This is a genomic window from Pseudoalteromonas sp. G5_S1_54_S4, from assembly GCF_054968565.1.
In genome coordinates this window covers 1-20,571 of sequence record NZ_JBQKUL010000030.1, presented here as the reverse complement: position 1 = coordinate 20,571, position 20,571 = coordinate 1, and the positions used below count along the sequence as shown (strand labels likewise).

At 39.8% G+C, this 20,571-nt stretch carries 16 protein-coding genes, 1 other RNA gene and 1 pseudogene; 11 read left to right on the top strand and 7 right to left on the bottom strand.

Features of this window, described 5'->3' with window-relative positions; all coding sequences use genetic code 11:
• Positions 1 to 164: 164 nt before the first annotated feature.
• Positions 165 to 1,790, top strand: coding sequence for a methyl-accepting chemotaxis protein (locus ACTRWE_RS12225; RefSeq protein WP_462880095.1), 1,626 nt, complete (start codon positions 165 to 167; stop codon positions 1,788 to 1,790).
• Between the two features lie 98 nt (positions 1,791 to 1,888).
• Here ACTRWE_RS12225 and ACTRWE_RS12220 read toward each other — a convergent pair whose 3' ends face one another.
• The 3 genes from ACTRWE_RS12220 to ACTRWE_RS12210 all read right to left on the bottom strand — a co-directional run bounded on the left by ACTRWE_RS12220 (position 1,889) and on the right by ACTRWE_RS12210 (position 4,292).
• The gene (locus tag ACTRWE_RS12220; protein WP_462880091.1) at positions 1,889 to 2,296 is read right to left on the bottom strand and encodes a type 2 periplasmic-binding domain-containing protein; all 408 of its coding nucleotides are present in this window, start codon (positions 2,294 to 2,296) and stop codon (positions 1,889 to 1,891) included.
• A gap of 12 nt (positions 2,297 to 2,308) precedes the next feature.
• Positions 2,309 to 3,454, bottom strand: coding sequence for a porin (locus ACTRWE_RS12215; RefSeq protein ID WP_350608068.1), 1,146 nt, complete (start codon positions 3,452 to 3,454; stop codon positions 2,309 to 2,311).
• 241 nt (positions 3,455 to 3,695) lie between these two features.
• The gene (locus tag ACTRWE_RS12210) at positions 3,696 to 4,292 is read right to left on the bottom strand and encodes a LuxR C-terminal-related transcriptional regulator (RefSeq protein WP_033104102.1); all 597 of its coding nucleotides are present in this window, start codon (positions 4,290 to 4,292) and stop codon (positions 3,696 to 3,698) included.
• A gap of 374 nt (positions 4,293 to 4,666) precedes the next feature.
• On the opposite strand from ACTRWE_RS12210, the gene ACTRWE_RS12205 reads away from it, so the two are divergent.
• The gene (locus ACTRWE_RS12205) at positions 4,667 to 6,889 is read left to right on the top strand and encodes a TonB-dependent receptor (RefSeq protein ID WP_462880090.1); all 2,223 of its coding nucleotides are present in this window, start codon (positions 4,667 to 4,669) and stop codon (positions 6,887 to 6,889) included.
• 72 nt (positions 6,890 to 6,961) lie between these two features.
• Here ACTRWE_RS12205 and ACTRWE_RS12200 read toward each other — a convergent pair whose 3' ends face one another.
• Positions 6,962 to 7,327 carry a hypothetical protein gene (locus ACTRWE_RS12200; protein WP_013465487.1) on the bottom strand — a complete coding sequence of 122 codons (366 nt, stop codon included), beginning with the start codon at positions 7,325 to 7,327 and terminating at the stop codon, positions 6,962 to 6,964.
• Positions 7,328 to 7,375: 48 nt separating this feature from the next.
• On the opposite strand from ACTRWE_RS12200, the gene ACTRWE_RS12195 reads away from it, so the two are divergent.
• The gene (locus tag ACTRWE_RS12195; RefSeq protein WP_028834019.1) at positions 7,376 to 7,921 is read left to right on the top strand and encodes a GNAT family N-acetyltransferase; all 546 of its coding nucleotides are present in this window, start codon (positions 7,376 to 7,378) and stop codon (positions 7,919 to 7,921) included.
• Positions 7,922 to 8,032: 111 nt separating this feature from the next.
• Positions 8,033 to 9,697, top strand: a complete 1,665-nt coding sequence (gene ggt / locus ACTRWE_RS12190) for a gamma-glutamyltransferase (protein WP_033102934.1) — start codon at positions 8,033 to 8,035, stop codon at positions 9,695 to 9,697.
• Between the two features lie 77 nt (positions 9,698 to 9,774).
• Here ggt and ACTRWE_RS12185 read toward each other — a convergent pair whose 3' ends face one another.
• Both ACTRWE_RS12185 and ACTRWE_RS12180 read right to left on the bottom strand, forming a co-directional pair.
• Positions 9,775 to 10,977: an aromatic amino acid transport family protein gene (locus tag ACTRWE_RS12185; RefSeq protein WP_081844651.1), complete on the bottom strand. Its 1,203-nt coding sequence runs from the start codon at positions 10,975 to 10,977 to the stop codon at positions 9,775 to 9,777.
• 568 nt (positions 10,978 to 11,545) lie between these two features.
• On the bottom strand, positions 11,546 to 12,424 hold the full coding sequence (locus tag ACTRWE_RS12180) for a flagellar protein MotY (RefSeq protein ID WP_033102935.1): 879 nt from the start codon (positions 12,422 to 12,424) through the stop codon (positions 11,546 to 11,548).
• Positions 12,425 to 12,942: 518 nt separating this feature from the next.
• Between ACTRWE_RS12180 and rnt the strand changes: the two genes are divergently transcribed.
• Positions 12,943 to 13,617, top strand: coding sequence for a ribonuclease T (gene rnt / locus ACTRWE_RS12175; protein ID WP_010388028.1), 675 nt, complete (start codon positions 12,943 to 12,945; stop codon positions 13,615 to 13,617).
• Between the two features lie 62 nt (positions 13,618 to 13,679).
• Here rnt and ACTRWE_RS12170 read toward each other — a convergent pair whose 3' ends face one another.
• Entirely contained in the window at positions 13,680 to 15,305 is a 1,626-nt protein-coding gene (locus ACTRWE_RS12170) for a DUF342 domain-containing protein (protein ID WP_033102936.1), read from the bottom strand.
• 249 nt (positions 15,306 to 15,554) lie between these two features.
• Between ACTRWE_RS12170 and ssrA the strand changes: the two genes are divergently transcribed.
• From ssrA to ACTRWE_RS12140, 6 genes and pseudogenes are all read left to right on the top strand, one after another.
• Positions 15,555 to 15,911: a transfer-messenger RNA gene (gene ssrA / locus ACTRWE_RS12165) on the top strand.
• Between the two features lie 174 nt (positions 15,912 to 16,085).
• A complete protein-coding gene (locus ACTRWE_RS12160; protein ID WP_462880089.1) occupies positions 16,086 to 17,321 on the top strand; it encodes an integrase domain-containing protein in 1,236 nt (411 codons plus the stop codon).
• A gap of 7 nt (positions 17,322 to 17,328) precedes the next feature.
• The gene (locus tag ACTRWE_RS12155) at positions 17,329 to 17,694 is read left to right on the top strand and encodes a hypothetical protein (protein WP_462880088.1); all 366 of its coding nucleotides are present in this window, start codon (positions 17,329 to 17,331) and stop codon (positions 17,692 to 17,694) included.
• Positions 17,681 to 18,574, top strand: coding sequence for a PDDEXK nuclease domain-containing protein (locus ACTRWE_RS12150; protein ID WP_462880087.1), 894 nt, complete (start codon positions 17,681 to 17,683; stop codon positions 18,572 to 18,574). The genes ACTRWE_RS12155 and ACTRWE_RS12150 overlap by 14 nt, the downstream gene beginning before the upstream one ends.
• Positions 18,575 to 18,784: 210 nt before the next feature.
• Positions 18,785 to 19,774 carry a type I-F CRISPR-associated endonuclease Cas1f gene (cas1f, locus tag ACTRWE_RS12145; RefSeq protein ID WP_262975984.1) on the top strand — a complete coding sequence of 330 codons (990 nt, stop codon included), beginning with the start codon at positions 18,785 to 18,787 and terminating at the stop codon, positions 19,772 to 19,774.
• Positions 19,771 to 20,427: pseudogene (locus tag ACTRWE_RS12140) on the top strand (type I-F CRISPR-associated helicase Cas3f); the annotation flags it as partial. The gene cas1f and the pseudogene ACTRWE_RS12140, both read left to right, overlap by 4 nt.
• Between the last annotated feature and the right edge of the window lie 144 nt (positions 20,428 to 20,571).

The window sequence follows — 20,571 nt, the reverse complement described above, 5'->3', positions numbered from 1 at the left end:
GCTCATTGAGTAGAACACTCTATATTTCAATTGTTAGTGTTTATGAAAGAATACTACTGTATATTTAACTTTATGTATAAAAAGCGTCTAAAGTTAAAAATAAAGTTAACATTTTTGCATCTTAAGCCGATAATAACTATAGATAATAAACGGAGTAAATGAATATGGCTTCAGGTTTCTCTTTTAAAAACCTCAGCATTACTAAAAAAATACATGCAATTACATCTATAGCGATCATCGCATTCTTAGTAATCGTTTTGGTTAACTACTTTGCCATGAACGAAAATCGCATATCACTCGATGAAATGGAGAAATCGTCTTATAAAGTAGCCAAATTAACCTTGGCTAATGTAAGTATTTTAGAAAAATTAGATGAATTATACACGCAGGCTGTAACTTTCGGTGAGCAAGACCTAGTAACAAAGGCGAGTGAAACCTATGCGCAGCTGGTTACTAACCTTGATTCGATTGAGGCAATTAATGCTTCTTATATTGATAATGATACAAAAACACGACTTGCTAATTACGAAAAGATATCTGCAACTATTGCAAACGGTATGGTTAATGGCACGGCAGACTTCAGTAAAATACAACAACAAGCTCAGTTAAAAACAAGCCTATATGAAGCCGTATTAACGAGCTTTAAAAACGCACAACAAAAAGCTGATGCTCGCTTTTTCGAACTGGTGGCCAATACAAAAGCACGTTCTGATGATGCACTTAATCTGATGTTAGTTGTGGCTGTTGTATCGCTGACCCTATTATTACTAATGGCCATTTGGATTGCGCGTAATATCGGTTCATCAGCAAGTGATGCCGCTAATAACTTAAGTCTTTTGGCAAGTGGTAAAGGGTCGTTAAGCACTAAGCTCGCTGTTAACTCAGAAGATGAAATAGGGCAAGTTTCAATTAACTTTAATGCATTTATTAGCCTGCTTAGAGAAACCGTTTTAGAAGTGATTGCAGTATGTGAACCGTTAATGGAAAACTCTACCCGCCTTGTACAAGGAATGGAACGAGCTGAGCGAGCAACCACAAAACAAACCACCGATGCAGATGTTGTTAAACAGTCGATGGAAGAAATGAAGCAAAGTGTTGGGGATATTTCACAATCAGCAGCGAGCGCATCTAATGCAGTGCAAACCGCAGAAAAAGAGGTGGATCAAAGCCGGATACAAGTAAAAATGTCTGTAAACGCGTCGCGAACGTTAAGTGATGAAATAAATATAGCGGCCAGCACCATTAATAAGTTAGCTGATGACACTAAAAATGTATCGCAAATATTAAATGTAATTACATCAATTGCTGAGCAAACAAACTTATTAGCCTTAAATGCCGCGATAGAAGCGGCAAGGGCTGGCGAGCATGGCCGAGGCTTTGCCGTGGTTGCTGATGAAGTTCGTGAGCTGGCCTCTCGTACTGCACAGTCAACTAATGAAATACGTGAATTGTTAAGTACATTAAGTGTGGCAGCTAATGAATCTGTAAGCGCGATGACCTCTGCAAGAGATATGGCAACCGATAATGCTAGTGCAGCAGAGCAAACGGGTGTTTCGATAGAAAAAATAGCAGAGCAAATACTAGAAATTAATGGCATGAACTCGCAAATTGCAGCTGCAACAGAAGAGCAAACCTCAGTAGCCGCAATGGTTGTAGATAACGTATCTAATATGCATGTTTCATTTGAAGATACTATGAGTTCACTAAAAGCAGTAAGAGATGTGGCTAAAAACTTACATTACCTTTCAGATAACCTATTGGATGCAACCGCTAAGTTTAAAATTGAATAGCCATAGGCTATTTGATTGACGTCTTAAAAGATTATTTTTTTACAAAAAAAGCCCGCAATAAAATTTATTGCGGGCTTTTTGATGAACTATTTAGTGAACTAATACTTGCCCACAACTTTAACTTTATCATTCGCTTTTGCGCTATCGATATAGCCAATTGCATCTGCATTAGCAGCGACAAAATCAATAACAGCTTGGTCATTATCAAGTTTACCAGGAGGTGTGCCTTTACCGGTAAAAACGAGTTTTGACCAATAGGCATTTAATTGGCTACCCGATTTACCGACTAGCTTGTCGTTAAACTCATCAGCGACTGCAGTGCCGTTTTGGTTAACAGGGTTTACTTTTGTGCCATCGGCAAACGATTTGCTTTTACCAAGGTATATTTTTTTAATATCGTCTTGGCTTACTGCATTGGCATTCGCAGGGTTAACGATGACTGCAACTTCTGCAAAAACTGCTGAGCTGCATAGTGTTAGCATGCTGGCTAAAATTAATTTTTTCATTACTCGCTCCAATTAAAATACTAAATCAACGCCAACGGCTACTACATCAGTTTCAGTATTTGTTATATCGTCTTTCAAGCGGCTAAAGTCTACTTTAAAGGCAGCCATTGGGTGGAAGTCGTAACGAGCACCGATGGTGTACACATTACTTTTTGCTTTAGAGCCTTCCAAAACTTGGTTAAGGCCAGCATTTAATTGCGGCACAGTTGGGATTGCATTATAACGATTACTGTCATGCTCATCATCGTTATTTTCATAGGTTAAATGAACAAGCCATTCATCCATACGGTAGCCTAAGGATGTGTAATATTGAGTTTGCTTAGCGAGCGCACTGTTATCTACTTCAAACTGTGTGTATTCAGCGTCAAACAAGATATTGTTGTAATCAATTGAAAAGCCAAGCGCTAAAAATGCACCATCGTCTTCGTCAATAGCAATACTGTTTGCTTGGTCAACAAAACCTGAGTTACGAAGGGCTTGTTCTAAGCCGTTAAGGGCCATACCTTCGGCCGTATCATTTTCAATCTCAATACTCGTTTCGGCAACAAAGTAAGCAGCGCGAGCACTGAACCAATCGTAACTTAATGTCCAGTTTAACCCTGCAATATCATTAAGCTCGGTATCACCATTTACAGATACTACGGCAATATTATCATCGAAGCTGCCGTAAATAACCTGTAGAGTAGAGTCCCAATCACCAAGCTGAGTTGTATGTAATAAGCTTAGGCCTTCATAGGTTGAAAAAGGTAAGTTATATACAGACTGAGGTGGGCGCACCCAACGGTAGGTATAGCCAACATCTAAAAAGTCAGAGTAACGATAAAACGGTGCACGCATTTTACCAGCACTGATCTGTAATTCGTCAGATATCTCATAAGTTAAGTATGCCCATTCAAAATCGGCATCAAAATCATTTTCGCCGCGAGCCACTATCTGCGCCGTAGCGGATAGCTTCTCTTGCAGGTCAGCGGTTAGCTGAAGAGCAAACACGCTTTCATTTTTAAATGAAATATCATCATCATATCCATATAACGTTTGATCACTATCGAGCGACTTACCACCGACAATAGAAGCAAACCCATTAATACGAACTTCAGCACTCGCGTTGCTTGTGGCAAGTGCGCAACAAATTGCTACTGCTACAGATAGTTTTTTCATTGTGTATCCTATTTAATTTCATGTGTATCCCGCTGCAGTATAAGACGAGGATTAACTTTTTTCTAATTAAAATTAATAAATTAAGTACTTTTCACTACCTTTTTGCAACAAGAACACATGACTGAGATTGAAAATTAAGGCTTTTATATTTTAAGGTAATGTAACTAGCTGAGTTTTTTGGAATTATTTATGATGAGATAATATTTACTGCAGTACGTATTAAGTAGTAATTATTTTTTAGTTATAAACGTGAATTTATATTTTTTAGGTTATCTTGGCACCAACGAATTGCTTGCTGTTTATTTTTGACCGCTATTTTTTTATAAATTTTATGTAAGTGCACTCTCACCGTCGCTTCACTTATAAATAAACTATCAGCAATAGCACTGGAATGAAGTCCGCTAAAGAGTAGATTGAGTACTTTAATTTCTTTATCGGTTAGGTTAGTTGTTTGCAAAGCGTTTTTTTGCTCTGTATCGAGCATTTGGCGCATCCAAATGTCACTAATGGTTCGTGGAAACCACAATTCACCTTGTTTAATTGCATCTAACCCTCTATTGAACAACTCTTCACTAGTATCTTGATAAAAAAGACCTTTTAAATTTGGCCATTCTTTGAGTGAAGCCGCATCGGTATTTTTAGGGATATTAAAAATAACGAGCCCTTGGTAATTATTTGTATGAATAAATTGGTTTAAAAGTTCGTAATTAGTAAGAGAATTTAGGGCTGAATAGCAGACTAACAATATGTCGTTATTCAATGTAGTAAAAAATAATGGATTATACTGGTTGTTGTTAAAAAGCATGTTAGCTGATTGTGTGGTCTGTTTTTTTGTCATGCTTTTCACCTAAAAATGGCTTTGCTGTAGACTTAAATATAAAGGGTCTTTGGATATTGTCATAATCTCATGTAGCTTTAATGTGTTTTTCACAATAAATTATGTGTGCGATTTATGCACAACATGGCTGCTGGCTAATGTTAAAGTCTTAATTTAAAACCAAAGTTGTGTCATTATTGAGATAATTAGTTCAGATTAAAAACTGAAAATTAATTTTTTTGTATAAACTAAAGTTAAATATACATTTTGTAACTTTTATGTAATACAATACACTCCCAGAGGAAAGATGCATCTAAGCATCTTTTTTTATGCCTACAGTTTATGTTTACACAACATATAACGCATAATTAAATTAATACCCTTTGGAGAAAACCTTGAAATTACGCACCCTCTCACAGTTAAGTTTAGCGGTTATTGCAGCCCTAACAACTTGTGTAAATGCACAAGAAGCTAAAACCACTGCCAAACAAGACGCGTTTGAAAAAATTGAAGTTACAGCACGTAAACGTACCGAGAGCTTGTTCGAATCTCCAACTGCAATTACATCAATAGGCGCTAACCTTATTGATAAAGCCAATATGGGTAACTTAGAAGACATTGGCAAATACGTTCCTAACTTAAACATTACTCGTTATGGTGTTGGTAACGCGGCACATGCTTCTGTATTTATTCGCGGCATTGGTTTACAAGATCACATTATAACAACCGATCCCGGTGTAGGTGTTTACCTAGATGGCGTTTACCTAGGTCGCCAAATGGGGTCTAACTTATCGCTTCCTAATGTTGAGCGAGTTGAAGTTCTACGTGGACCACAAGGCACGCTTTATGGCCGTAATACATTAGGTGGTGCAGTAAACGTAATTACTAAGCAGCCTGGTGATGAAGGTATTTTAACGACAACTGCTAAAGTGGGTAGCCGTGGGCGTATTGCTGGCGATATTTACTTTAATAATGCACTAACCAATGACTTAAGCATGTCAGCCAGTGCGTCATACAAACAACGTGACGGTGTAGGTACGGCGGTAAATTTAGCTAACCCTGAAAAAGAAATTGGTGAAGAGCAAGAGTTTAGTGGTCGTATCGCGCTTAAATACGAAGCCACCAGCGACTTAGCGTTTACTTTCTCATTAGATGGGGTTGATAATGAATCAGGTCAATCACCTTATACTATTGAACTAACAGATTCATTAGATTCAAATGATGTATTCAATGGCGATTTCCCATTATTAACTGAAGACCTAATTCCATCGAATCCAGATGATTTAGGCACAACAGTTGCCGGTATTGAATCAACCTCATATTCAGGTTGGGGTACGTCATTTACCGCTAATTGGGCAATTAATAACACGTATACAACTAAGTTTATTTCAAGCTACCGCACTTCTGAGTATGAAGGTGGCTTAGATGATGATGCATCACCACTTAACTTATCTGAGTTCCCAGAAGTAGGCGGTGCAGATCAATACTCTTTTGAAGTTCAGTTAAACGCAACGTTTGATAAAATGGACTTTGTATCGGGTCTATACTTCTTTTATGAAGATGGTTTTACTCGCTCAGAAGACTTTGTATTTAGCCCATTTAATACACCAGATGGTTTACTAAATGACGGTATAACGCCTTCGTTTGGTGGCTTTGGATTTTTTGAAATCAATCAAGAAACAAACTCATACGCAGCTTACATTAACGGTAGTTACGATTTAACGGATGATTTAACAATTGGCGGTGGTCTTCGTTACTCAGAAGATAAAAAAGACGCGAATGCGATTTTCCCAAGCTTTTCAGAGCGTAAATACATTAGTGCAGACTTTAATGCAGTGACATGGGATATTAATGCTTCATATCAGCTTAGCAATAATATGAATGTGTACGGCCAAGTACAAAAAGGCTATCAAACAGGTGGTTTCCCGCCGCGCCCATTTGGTGGTCCAGATCAGTTTGTATCGTTTGATGAAACCAAAGCAGTTAACTACGAAATTGGTTTAAAAGGCCAAGTACATGAAAATGTGTCTATGATGCTTGCGATGTTTGTTACCGACTACACTGACTTAGCACTACCATTTTCAGACCCAACTGCGGGTGGTGGCTTTGTAACTATCGTTGAGAATGCAGGTCAGTCTAAAGCGCAAGGTATTGAACTTGAAACCACAATTGCAATAACTGATGACTTTACTATTCGCAGTGCGGTAGGTTATTTAGACTCAGAGATTACCGAAGTCGCCGAGGGCGTACAAGGTATTGGTAAAGGTGATTCACCAGCATTGACTCCGCGTTGGACAGTGATGGTTGCGCCTTCTTACTTTGTAGATTTAAGTAATGGTGGCACAGTTGCATTGAATGCAAATTACTCATACCGCAGTGAAATGCAAGGTCAATCAGTTTTCAATAAGAGTGAAACGATTGATTCGCGTGAGCTCGTTGGCTTTAATATTTCTTACACTAACCCATACGGTGATATGGAAGTGACGTTATATGGCGAAAACGTATTAAACGAAGTTTACGATGTAGGACGTCTACAGCAAACTGGCTTTGTTGGCGTTATGCGCAGTAATGATCGTAGTGAGTTTGGTTTAAAATTCAAAAAAGACTTTGAACTATAATCTATATTTTACTTTAAAAGTAAAACAAAAAAGGTAAGCCATGGCTTACCTTTTTTTTATGGTTAAAAATAATTAACCTTCTTTATGTTCTTTACGTGCCTGCTCAATTTCTGCGGCAATTTCACGTGCTTTTTGCTTGGTTTTTTCAGTTAGCTCGCCAGCCGCTTCTTTGCTTTTAATCCATGCATCAACAGCTACTTCTTTGCCGTCGTCGTACATGTCTAAGCCCATTTCTTTACTCTCTTCAAGTAGCTCATTTAATGATTCATCATTTTTAAGCTCATTGGTTTTTTCCTTTACTTCATTCCAAGTTTCATCAAGCTTTTCTTTCACTTGAGCGCTTGTTTCTTTTGCATCTTGTTTTACTTCGTTGGCATCTTCACAGCCAGTTAACGTAATTAAAGTGCCTAATAAAGCTAAACCTGCTAATTTCTTCATTTACTATCTCCTTTAGAGAAAATTATATTCAGGGGTAACTATACAACAATGAAAATGAACATAGCTGTAACAACACGATTAAGTTTTAAATTAATGGACGAACATGATTGGCCGCAATTATACGAGCTCGATCAAGACCCAGCCGTTATGCAGTATTTAACACAAGGTAAACCCACTTCGCTTGAAGAGATAAAAACAGTCAGTATTCCTAGAATGCTTGCTTATCGTAACGAGCAACAAGGGTGGGGGTTATGGCAAGTAACCTTGCGTGAAAGCAATACCTTTATAGGATGGGTGCTTGTTCGGCCGATGGGCTTTTTTTCAGATACGCCTGATTTTAGTGATATTGAAGTGGGCTGGCGGTTTAAGCAAGCGAGTTGGGGCAAAGGGTATGCTATTGAAGCGGCAGGCGCTATTTGTTCAGAGCTTGAAAAACAACGCCAAGTAAAGGCAATTAGCGCTACAGCACTGACCTCAAATGTTGGCTCAATTAATGTTATGAAAAAACTCGGTATGCAGCTTAAACATTATTATATTCATACAGAGGATGGCTCAAATTTAACAGCCGTACTTTATTCAAAGTCATGTGGATAATCTAATAACAATCCTAAGCTCTTTAAATGTGGCGTATAAATATTGACCTAGTGTTTGTTACTGTGCATTAATGTTTGCCATCAATGTATAAAAATAACCTAAGGATATGGGATGGGATCACTTTTTTCACCACGCAAGCTAATTATTAGCAGTGTCTTAATAATACAAGTAGGCTTTTTTAATGTAGCGGCTAAACAAAGTGCGGTGGCGATGCCCGACACATTTAGTGCCCACGCTGCAAAAGCCGTGTTAGAGCAAGGCGGCAACGCGGTTGATGCAGCCATTGCAGCACAGTTTGTATTGGCCGTTACGCTTCCCGAGGCGGGTAATATTGGCGGCGGTGGGTTTATGCTTATTCATAAGGATGGGCAAGGTGATTTTATAGATTACCGTGAAACTGCACCGAACGCCGCGCATCGTGATATGTATTTAGACGCGCAAGGGCAAGTAATTGAAAATAAATCTATTTACGGCATACACGCTAGTGGCGTGCCTGGCAGTGTCGCAGGAATGTGGTTAGCCCATAAAAAGCATGGTACGTTACCGTGGAAAGCGTTAGTGCAACCTGCGGTAACATTAGCAGAGCAGGGCTTTGTAGTGCCTGAAAAGTTGGCTCAGCTGATTGAGGACTATATAGCGCATCTAAATAATAAAAACATTAAAGTAAATTTTGCCAGTTATTTTGCAAGCGCTACATCAGGTAAGCTTTTTAAACAACCTGAGCTAGCTGCCACACTCAAACGCATTCGCGATAATGGCCAAGATGGCTTTTATCAAGGTGAAACCGCAACGATCATCGCAAACTTTATGAAGCAACATGGCGGTATTATTACTCAAGACGATTTAAAAAATTACCGCGCAAAGTCTCGTACTCCTATAAAAGCTAACTGGAACGGCTATCAAGTGCTTACTTCACCGCCACCAAGTTCAGGCGGCATTGCTATATTGCAATGGCTGAAAATGTATGAGCTTAAAAAACCAACGCCTGCACAACAACATAATTCAGTAGGGTATGTGCATTTATTGGCTGAAATAGGTAAGCGAGTATTTGCCGATAGAGCAGAGTACTTAGGCGATCCTGATTTTTATCAAGTACCTACAGCAAAACTACTTGCAGAAAATTATCTTAAAAACCGTAGTAGCAGTATAGATTTAAAGGCTATTTCAACCACCGAAAACATTAAACCCGGTTTAAAAGAAAGCGAGCAAACCACTCACTTTTCCATTGTCGATAACATGGGTAACGCTGTAGCTAATACCACCACCATTAATTTAGGCTTTGGTAGTGGTGTGGTGGTAGAAGGCGCAGGCTTTATTTTAAACGATGAAATGGATGACTTTAGCGCTAAACCCGGGGTTATGAATGTATTTGGTGCCATTGGCGGCAAAGCAAATGAAATTCAGCCGCATAAACGTATGCTCAGCTCTATGACCCCCACTATTTTACTCAGTAATAATCATGTGAAAATAGTAACAGGGTCGCCAGGTGGCACTACTATTATTAGCTCGGTGTATCAATCGATACTCAACGCGATTGAATTTAATATGAGCGCCGATGATGTGGTAAATAGCCCGCGTTTTCATCATCAGTTATGGCCAAAAAATGTGATCAGAGCACATGCCGGCTTGGAGCCATCAGTAAAACAACAGCTAATAAAAATGGGTTACACAGTGGACGAACGCCACTTTGGTGATATGCATGTGATTATTAATCATAATGGCAAATTAGATGCGGCGTCAGAGCAAAGCGGTAGAGGAAAAGCAATCGTGTTTTAACATTAGCGTTTGCATGGCAATCCCCCCAAACTCTTGTTTGGGGGGATTGCCAATAGAGTATTACTTATTATTGGGTATTAACCTATTGCAGGTATTAGCCCTGCCATTTGCAGGCATTGCGCACTAATAATTGAAATACCACACAAAGCGGCTATGGCCAAACCAATATTACCACTGCGTACTTTATAACCGCTTTTTTCAACGCCTTGACGCTGCTTGTACACCATACTCACCGGCAAAAATACAGCCAATATCACCAATGCAATAGCGGCATAACCTAATGCCATAATAAACCCTTGCGGATAAAATAAGGCAAAGCCAAGAGGAGGAACAAAAGTAATAAATGCGGTTTTTATTCTATCTGCGCCCGTATCTGCTTTTTTGAATGTGTCGGCAAAAAAGTCAAACAACCCCAAGCTTACCCCTAAAAATGACGTTGCTAGAGCTAAGTCGGCAAAGAGTTTTACCGCAGTAGAAACATTGGCGTTATTGGCAATATTGGCCACACTGGCTACAAACCCAGTTAATCCTTCGCTTTGTAGTAATTGATCTTGGCTCATTATGCCTTGGCTTAATACTTGCCAAAATACATAAATAACCAGCGGTAAAGAGGCGCCTGCAATCATAACTTTGCGCAAGGTTTTTATGTCAAGTCCGACATATTTAACAATAGAAGGGATAGAGCCATGAAAGCCAAAAGAGGTAAATACCACAGGAATGGCCGATAATATTAGTCCTTGCTCAACAGGCATTTCCAATAAGTGTTGGCCATGTACATAAGGTGTTAACATATAAAACAAGCTAGCTAAAACCACTATTTTTATACTAAACAGCACTCGATTGAGCTTATCAACTTTACTAGTGCCCAAAGTCACCACGCTTGCAATCAATACGGCTAAAATAACGGAGCCTAATTGAGGAGCAATACTTAAGTTAAAACCAGTGTTTATACGTTCTTGTAGCTGGGCTCCGCCACCGGCTATGTAAGCAGCGCACAGTGCATAAAATAAAAATATCATCGAAAAGTTAGCCACATACTGGCCACGTTTACCAAGCCAAAGCTTAGCAAGTGTATTTAAAGTGGCATCGCGAGGGGCATATTGGTGCAGCTCCAACATAAGCAAAGCGGTGTAGGTCATTAGTAACCAACACCCTACAATTAACACCATTGCCGTATTAAACCCGAGCCCCGCAGAGGCGATTGGTAGGGCAAGCATACCCGCACCTATGGTGGTTCCTGCAACAATTAACATGCTACCTATTGTTTTATTTTTAAGCACTTAATGATCCTGATCAAACGTGAGAGACACGCAAGATATAACTAGTTGTGTAAAACTTAAATAGTTTTGTCATAAAAGAGACAAAATAAAATGTAATCTTCTATTTACAACTGTATTAAAAAAGCCAAAATCATCAAAAAAAGGAAATTTAACTTATTAGGGTCTGTTGACCTTTGCGGATTAATATTTGTTCAAACTAGGGGCAATTTAATCGCGGCGCGAGGTTTGTAACCTAGTGGGCTAAGTAAAAACCGAGCAACAAAGAGTTAATTGCCCCTAGGCAGAACCCTTCGGGCAGCGCCTGTTTGGCATTAATGCTGCGTTATCGCCTATTTATGGGGAATAACCACACCACATAAGCTCTGCCTTGCCTAAATACCAAACAGACTGCGGCAAATTTAACCTTGAAAGATCAACAGACCCTAATATAAATGAAAAAATAAAAAGCTAAATGTTAATAATTAAAAGGGAGGTTGTTTGCTATGTATAAAATAGGTATCACAAAAATGGTATGTATTGACCGAAAGCGTTATCCATTACACCGTCGGTCGAAATGGAATACGACAATTTACATTTTAGCGATTTGAATCACTAAGCGGCGGTTTTTATCACGGCCTAAAATATTGTCATTAGTATCTACAAAGCGTTTTTCACCAAAGCCTTCAGTAACCACTTTAGCTTCATCAACGCCTAAGTCAACCATGTAATCTTTAATCTCCTTAGCACGCTTTCTTGATAAATCGAGATTATTCCAACGACCGCCATAACTATCGGTGTACGATGCAATACTAATTGATTCTATACTCGGGTCGTTTTTTAAATACTCAGCAATTTTATCAAGGCGTTGTTGCGATGACTTAGTTAATTTACTGCTATTAGATTCATAATTCATTATAGTGAACGAAATATCTTCAAAATTGTATGGCAGCAATTCGTCTCGGCATTGTAAAAACGCCCAATACGCTTGCTTAAAATTAACATTAGACATACCCACGGCAATTTTATCGGCACTATTTTGCCAGTCCTGGTAGTAAAAAGTAGGTTGGTTCCCTTTTTCAAGCTCAGTCAGCATTTCCCATGCTGTTTTATTACCTAATTCACCATCAAACTTTTTAAGTAATTTCATATCAGCAATATCACGGGCAGGGCGGCCTGCTCGCCAGCTAGGTGGTACCGCTTTTAAACCGGCAATCGCGTAATTTTCTGGGCGCACCACCATGTCTAGATTAAAAGTGAGATCTTTATTTTTACTTGCTGATGCTTTAAAAACAGCTTCACCATAGTAGGGAACTTCATGATTTAATTGGCATTGCAAGCGAGTTGTTTTAACCAAGTTCCAGTTTGAATTATCTTGGTTAGCCGTGTACTGGCGCATTGCTGCAGTTGTATTCAAACTATACAGCACACTACTAATGCCTAGGCTAATAAATAACAACTTACACTTCATCGAGAATTCTCCAGTTATCTAGCTCTGCCAAAAAAGTGACAAAAACCGTAAAATATTACGCAACAGCAAATAATTCAGCGCAAACGCTAGGGTCTGTTGACCTTTCAAGCTTAAATTTGCAGCAGCCTGTTTGGTATTTAGGCAAGGCAGAGCCTATGTGGTGTGGTTATTCCCCATAAATAGGCGATAACGTAGCATCAATGCCAAACAGGCGCTGCCCTTTGGGTTCTGCCTAGGGGCGATTTACTCTTTGTTGCCTACATGGATGTAGGTAAGGGGCGTGAGCAGGACGCGGAAGCTTTGCTCGGTTTTTACTTAGCCCACTAGATTACAAACCTCGCGCCGCGATTAAACCGCCCCTAGCTTGAACAAATTTTAATCCGCAAAGGTCAACAGACCCTAATTACTAAGCAAGTAACATGCCTATAGTTTAACTGTAATTAATCAATAAATCCCCTAGCCGACAGGCCACCAATTTTGACATAATAGACAGCTAATCCCTATAAACCAAGAATACTATGGCAAATACTGAGCAAACACTTTTCGCACAACGCTTTCGTGGCTTTTTTCCAGTGGTTATTGATGTTGAAACCGCCGGTTTTAACAAAGAAACCGACGCATTACTAGAAATTGCAGCATCCGTTTTAAAAATGGATGACGAAGGACTGCTTAGTATCGATCATACCGTTCATTTTCATGTGCAACCGTTTGAGGGGGCAAACATTGAGCAAGCTGCCATTGAGTTTAATGGGATTGAGCCTTTTTCAGCACTGAGAGGGGCAGTCCCAGAAGAAGAGGCGATTAAAGAAATTTGTAAAGTAGTGCGCAAAGCGCAAAAAGCCGCAGGGTGCCAGCGCTCTGTGGTGGTTGCTCATAATGCCGCTTTTGATCACGGCTTTTTAAATGCGGCTATTGAGCGTAATAATATCAAGCGCACACCATTTCATCCGTTTGTTAGTTTTGATACCACATCACTTGCTGGTTTGGCATTAGGGCAAACGGTACTAGCTAAAGCGTGTCGCGCGGCAGGAATAGAGTTCGATAATAAACAAGCACACTCTGCGTTATACGATACAGAACGTACTGCTGAACTGTACTGTTTAATTGTTAATCGTTGGCAGCAACTAGGTGGTTGGCCACTTGCTGTAGACGAAACACAACAGAGCGAAGACGAAGCTAGCAACCAAGATTAGAAAATCAGCTCATAATAGTGAATACTTACTTTTTTGGGCTGAGCCAGTCTTAATATGCGTTATTAAAACGATTGCGTTATTTTACCTTCACTGTGAGTGATTAAATGTGGTGGATAATTACGCGAAAAGCTAATTGATTCTCGTGCAATTTTAAGCTCTACCCCAGGGTGCATAAGCTCATTAACTTTTAAGCGACTGAGCGCTAAAAGCTGCGCCATTTTCTTTCTTAGTAACTGCTTTTGCTGATTGATGCTGGCGCTTCGGTTTGCTATGTGTTCTTCATTCGTTGTTATTTTATTCAAAAACTGCTGACGCTGTGCGCTTGCAACTTGTTTATTAATTCGCTGGCGCGCTTGCTGTAGTTCAATTGACTTACCGATTAAAACTTTTTCAAAGTCAGTGATTTGCGCTTGTTTTTGTTTTAGCACATACCATCGCTGTGCGATGCAAACACGGGTTTTAGTTCCTGCTGGTGCGCCTAACTCGCCTGTTTCAATGCGCATTGCATCGAGAATATGGCCACCAATAATTTTCCCTTTAGGATCTTTTGTATTGCCCACCCTAATTAGATTTCCGGCACTCAAGTCACAATGTAATGATTGGCGATCTATTAGTAAGTTTTGATCCGTTTTTATGTCACAGTATTGAGAGTAACCAAGCGCAACGGTTCGTTTAGCTAAAATAGAACAGGTAAATGGCTCATCGGCTTCTCGCTTTCTGCCAATTGCACCCTTTACTATTGTGATGGCGCTATCACTTTTGAGCTGCGCCGATTCAACAAAGCCTAAAACAGTAATATCGCCGCTGGCGGTCACTCGCATGCCATCTTTTATATCACCACTGACTATAATACTGCCATCAAATTCAACATGACCAGTAGTGGGATCAATATTATGAAAACATAAAACATCATCAACACGCATACCACGGGGAAGGGCAACCGGTACGCCAGTACAGTCGGCAATTAATAAGTTGGGGTTGTCAGGCGCAATTTTAGTGCCGTCAAAAGGTTGTAATTTATGTTCTTTGCCAGGGGTTGCAGTTAGTACATCACCAAACACAGTAAACCCATCAACCCCCGATGTTGCTGGAATGCGCCGCATTAATTCACAACCAGGTTTTACAGTAATAATATCACCTAGGTTTCTCATATCGACTTTACCACCGCCTTTAGCTTGTGGGCTAAGTACGCGGTCTTGCGCTGTGCAGCAAAGACGTACAAATTTGGCATCGTTACCCACTTTAGGTGCACGACCAAAAGCGACTTCGGCGTAATGCGTACTTCCTGGGGGTTGTTCGAACTGTTGCGCCAATAACTGTTCTAATGCATGAGAGCTAATGCCTTTTACAACCCCTGCTTGTGAGAACTCTTCAATCGCTTGTTCCATGCTAAGCAATTTACCGCCCTTGGCAGTAATAAGGGTAGCTTCAACGAGCATATTCTTTTCATCAATGTTAATGGTTAGCTTTGCATCAATGGCTTGAGCAATTACTAAAGAGGGGGCTTCTTCGGCGTTATTTTGAGCAAACAGTTTACCAATATTGCTAACAATAACCTCACACTCGCAATATTCTGACTGGCCAATTAATTCAATAAGCTGTGTTGCTGTTGAGGCTAAACCTGAGACATTAGGGTGGGAGAGCAAAGAGATATACCCCGTTTGCTCATCAAAAGAAAAAACCGACATTTATAAATCCTCTAGGTAATATGCCTGTTATTATTTTTTATATTGTATTAGACCAAGGTCTAGCCTTGCATTTGAGCATAAAGCACCATCATTGTTAAGTAATTGTTTCTTAATTGTTCAATATCTTACATTTACATGTGTGTTTGATGCATGATTAACCAACAAATAAAATAAAACGCCTAAGGTGTTGAGTATTCGTAGGTTACTCGGTTATACTGCTTGTACGCTCTGAATGAGTAACCTTATTCAGGGGCTGATTAGGATTCGACGGAATTCAAGAAGCCCGAGGTGCATGTCGAGGTGCGGTTTGCCTCGTAAAAAAGCCGCAATTTAAAGTAATCGCAAACGACGATAACTACTCTCTAGCAGCTTAGGCTGGCTAGCGCTCCTTCCATGTATTCTTGTGGACTGGATTTTGGAGTGTCACCCTAACACCTGATCGCGACGGAAACCCTGGCCGGGGTTGAAGCGTTAAAACTAAGCGGCCTCGCCTTTATCTACCGTGTTTGTCCGGGATTTAAAGGTTAATTAAATGACAATACTAAACATGTAGTACCGACGGTCGAGGCTTTTCGGACGGGGGTTCAAATCCCCCCAGCTCCACCACTTAAAAAACTAAGACGCCAATAGGCGTCTTTTTTTTTGCCTTGAACCCCCGCATTGCTGGCTTTTCGCCAAGTTACGATTCCAAGTAGAGTTTTTAATGAACAGTAACATCCAGATTTTAAAGTAGTACATTTGGTGGTACCACTTTAATTAAAGAAAATCTGGTACTACTTTATGGCAAAAACAAAACCACTAACCAATACGGAAGTTAAGCAAGCCAAGGGAAAAGAGAAAGTATATAAACTATCTGATGGTGACGGCTTGCAACTTAGAGTTAAACCTAACGGCAACAAATCTTGGTTGCTAGACTATTACAAACCCTACACAAAAAAACGGACCAGTATTGGTTTAGGTGGTTACCCGGCTATATCTTTAGCGGATGCTCGTAAACTAAAATCAAAATTTAGAGAGTTACTAGCTAAAGACATCGATCCCAAAGAATATAAAGATGATCATGAGCGTATACAGTTAGAGGCAGTATCAAACACCTTCAAGCATGTTGCTACTAATTGGTTTGAAATCAAGAAAACGCAAGTAAGTGAAAACTACGGCATTGATTTATGGCGCTCACTAGAAAATCACTTGTTTCCAGAACTAGGAAAACTACCTATAAGCAAAGTAACGGCACCAAAAGTTATTGAGGTAATAAAGCCTTTAGCTGCGAAGGGAAGTTTGGAAACGGTTAAACGCTTTTGCCAAAGGTTAAATGAAATAATGACCTATTCTGTCAATACAGGGCTAATACACGCCAACCCGTTATCTGGCTTAAGGGCTGCTTTTCAAAAGCCAGTCAAAGAAAACATGCCTACTATCTCACCAGAAGAACTTCCTGAACTAATGAAAGAACTTAGTTATGCGAGTATTAAGCTTGTTACTCATCTTTTAATCGAGTGGCAGCTTCACACTATGGTTAGACCAAGCGAAGCCGCTGGTGCGGCATGGCGAGAAATCAATCTTGAAAATAAAGTATGGGAGATTCCAGCAGACCAAATGAAGAAGAAGCGCGGGCATAATGTTCCACTAACAGAGCAAACAATAGAGTTACTAAATAGACTAAAGCCTATTAGTGGTCATCGAGAGCATATATTTCCGGGTGATAGAAACCCCCGAACTCATCTTAATGAACAAACTGCGAACATGGCTTTAAAGCGTATGGGGTATGAAAATCGTTTAGTTGCTCATGGTTTAAGAGCTCTAGCTAGTACAACACTAAATCAGCAAGGTTTCGATGGTGATGTGATTGAAGCCGCATTGGCCCACGTTGATAAAAACGAAGTAAGGCGAGCATACAACCGAGCGGATTACTTAGAGCGTAGGCGAGTGATGATGGGCTGGTGGTCTGAATATATAGAGTTAGCTAAGCAAGGCAAGGTCGGTGTCTCTAATGCTACTCTAAAAATAGTGGGTTGAGGTTATTATGGATAATAAAGAGATGAATATGGAAAATGATTTTAAAAATGACTTTTTTACCAAAGAGCAGCTACAGTCGTTAATTAATATACCAGTTTATGAAGTTATAAGAGATCTTGATACTTATATTTATTATGAAGGCATAGTAAGTGGCATTCCATTTGATGAAGATCCCGTAAAAGTCTATGTAGTCGGGTTTATTAAACAAACTAGAAAGCCTGTTACTCACTTAAACCGGCCAGGGTATAAGCCTATATTTGCTTGCTCTTATAAATGTGGAGATAACTGTTCTCGACCTGACTTAAAAGATGTTGAATGTTTATCCGGTAGTATTGGCAGGTGGGTTATCGCATCAATAAGTGCTGGGCGGTGAGCGAGCCGATTACGGCAAACGAGTGATTGCCACGCTTTCTAATGAGCTAACGGTACAATTTGGCAAAGGCTGGAGCAAACGCAACCTTGCGCAAATGGTTAAGTTTGCAGAGGTTTTTTGGGATATAGAGATTGTGCACGCACTGCGTACACAATTGAGCTGGACCCATATTCGCCAGTTAATTGTTATTGATGAACCCATAAAGCGAGACTTTTACACCACAATGGCCATTCAGGAACGCTGGTCAACCCGCACCTTGGATGAGCGCATAGGTGCCTTGTTGTTTGAGCGCACGGCTATTTCTAAAAAGCCAGACGATACCATTGTGGCTGAACTCTCTGAGCTGCGAAATTCAAGCCAGTATAATCAGGAACTGCTGCTTAAAGACCCCTATATTCTCGATTTTTTAGAACTGAATGACCGCTACTTAGAAAAAGATTTAGAAGATGCCATTCTAAGAGACATTGAGCAGTTTTTATTAGAGCTGGGTGCCGGTTTTAGTTTTGTGGCCCGTCAAAAGCGTATCCAAATTGACAACGATGATTTTTATAACGACTTGCTATTTTACAACCGCAAGTTAAAGCGTTTGGTGGCAATCGATTTAAAGCTCGAAAAGTTTAAACACAGCCACAAAAGCCAGATGGAGCTATACCTCAACTGGCTAAAAAAATATGAAACCGAAGAGGGTGAAAACCCACCACTTGGGATCATTTTGTGCTCCAGTAAAAAACAAGAACAAATTGAGTTACTTGAAATGGAAGGCAGCGATATCCATGTTGCAGAATACCTAACGCATTTGATGGATGTTGAACTGCTCGAACAAAAATTACAGCACTCTATTGCCAAGGCAAAGCAACGATTAAATCAAAAGGATGAGTAAATGAGCCAAGCAAAAACTCACAGATTACTGAACTCACTCTACCCACAATTTAGGCGTAAGTAATAAACACGCATTTGAAGTATAAGCGCTTGATAGTGGTTACTTCTTAGGGATTCGGTATTTACAAAGTCCTATAAAAGGATTGCATAATGTTAAGTTTTATAGTGTATTGAATATTGAAAAAGGATTATGATTTAAAGGATTGAATTAATGGATGACTTTTCACCTTCAGATTTAAAAACAATACTGCACTCTAAACGCGCTAACATGTATTACCTTGAATATTGCAGGGTAATGCAAAAAGATGGCCGCGTGCTTTATCTTACAGAAGCCAAAAACGAAAATCAGTATTTTAATATTCCGATTGCGAACACTACCGTTTTACTATTAGGTAACGGTACATCAATAACCCAAGCGGCGATGCGAATGTTAGCCCAAGCGGGTGTATTAGTTGGCTTTGCTGGTGGCGGAGGCACACCATTACATATGGCCTGCGAAGTAGAATGGTTTACGCCACAAAGTGAGTATCGCCCAACAGAGTACCTCCATGGCTGGTTACAGTTTTGGTTTGATGACGAAAAGCGCCTCAAAGCCGCAAAAACGTTTCAACAAGCGCGCATAACTTATTTGCAAAAGGTCTGGCAAAAAGATCGTGATTTAAAAAGTGAGGGATTCGATTTTAATAGCGAAAAAATACAGGGCGCGTTAACCACGTTTAATGCCCGCACCGATGCCGCAAAAAAACAATCTGACTTGCTGTTGACCGAAGCACAGCTCACCAAAGTACTCTATAAATATGCAGCCAATAATACCAATGCAGCAGAGTTTAAGCGTCAACACCAACCTGATAAAAATAGTATCAATAAAGCTAACGACTTCTTAAATCATGGTAACTACTTAGCATATGGCCTAGCCGCAAGCTGTTTATGGGTACTAGGTATCCCCCATGGTTTTGCCGTTATGCACGGTAAAACCAGACGCGGTGCCTTAGTGTTCGATGTAGCTGACTTAATTAAAGACGCATTAGTCCTCCCTTGGGCATTTATTTGCGCCAAAGAAAACGCCACAGAACAAGAGTTCCGTCAACAAGTGTTACAAACCTTTACCGATCACAAAGCCCTCGACTTTATGTTCGATACAGTAAAGGAAATTGCCTTACAAGATTATTCAACGCAAGACATTGAGGCAAAAAACCTATGATGGTCACGTTCGTTTCACAATGCGAAAAAAACGCCCTCGCCAAAACCCGCCGAGTACTTGATGCCTTCGCCAACCGCATTGGCGACAACACATGGCAAACAGTAATCACTGAAGACGGCTTATTAACAGTTAAAAAGATGCTTAGACAAACCGCCAGCAAAAGCACCGCCGTAAGCTGCCATTGGATCAGAAGCCGTTCACGTAGCCAGTTTTTGTGGGTGATTGGCAATAAGAGTAAATTTAATTGTGAGGGAGTAGTGCCTGTTAATTGTACGAGAAGAAATTTGTTAAACAGTGAAATAGAAAATGACTGGAAATACTTACCCTTAATTAAGTCACTTACTGCACTTTCAGCATTGTTCCATGATTGGGGAAAAGCGTCTTGTTTATTTCAAGAGAAACTTAACCCTAATAGTAAAAATAAATTCAAAGGAGATCCATTAAGGCATGAGTGGATCTCTGTTTTATTACTCAATGCATTGGTAAACAATAAAACGGATGAAATGTGGTTAAGTGACCTGATAGACAATGGTGTAAATGAAAGTGAATTAAAGCAAAGCGTTAAAACACAAAATCAAACACCATTAGATAAGCTACCTAATGGTGCTAAATTACTAGCTTGGTTAATTGTATCTCACCATCGTTTACCTTATATAAAAAGTGATTGGCGTGATGAAAAGGCACCTGATATAGCCACTACGCTTAAACGCATAACTCAAGAGTGGGGTTATGAAAACAAGATAGATGAGTAAGCGCGCAATTAAACCCACATACCAATATTAATGCTACCTATGCAT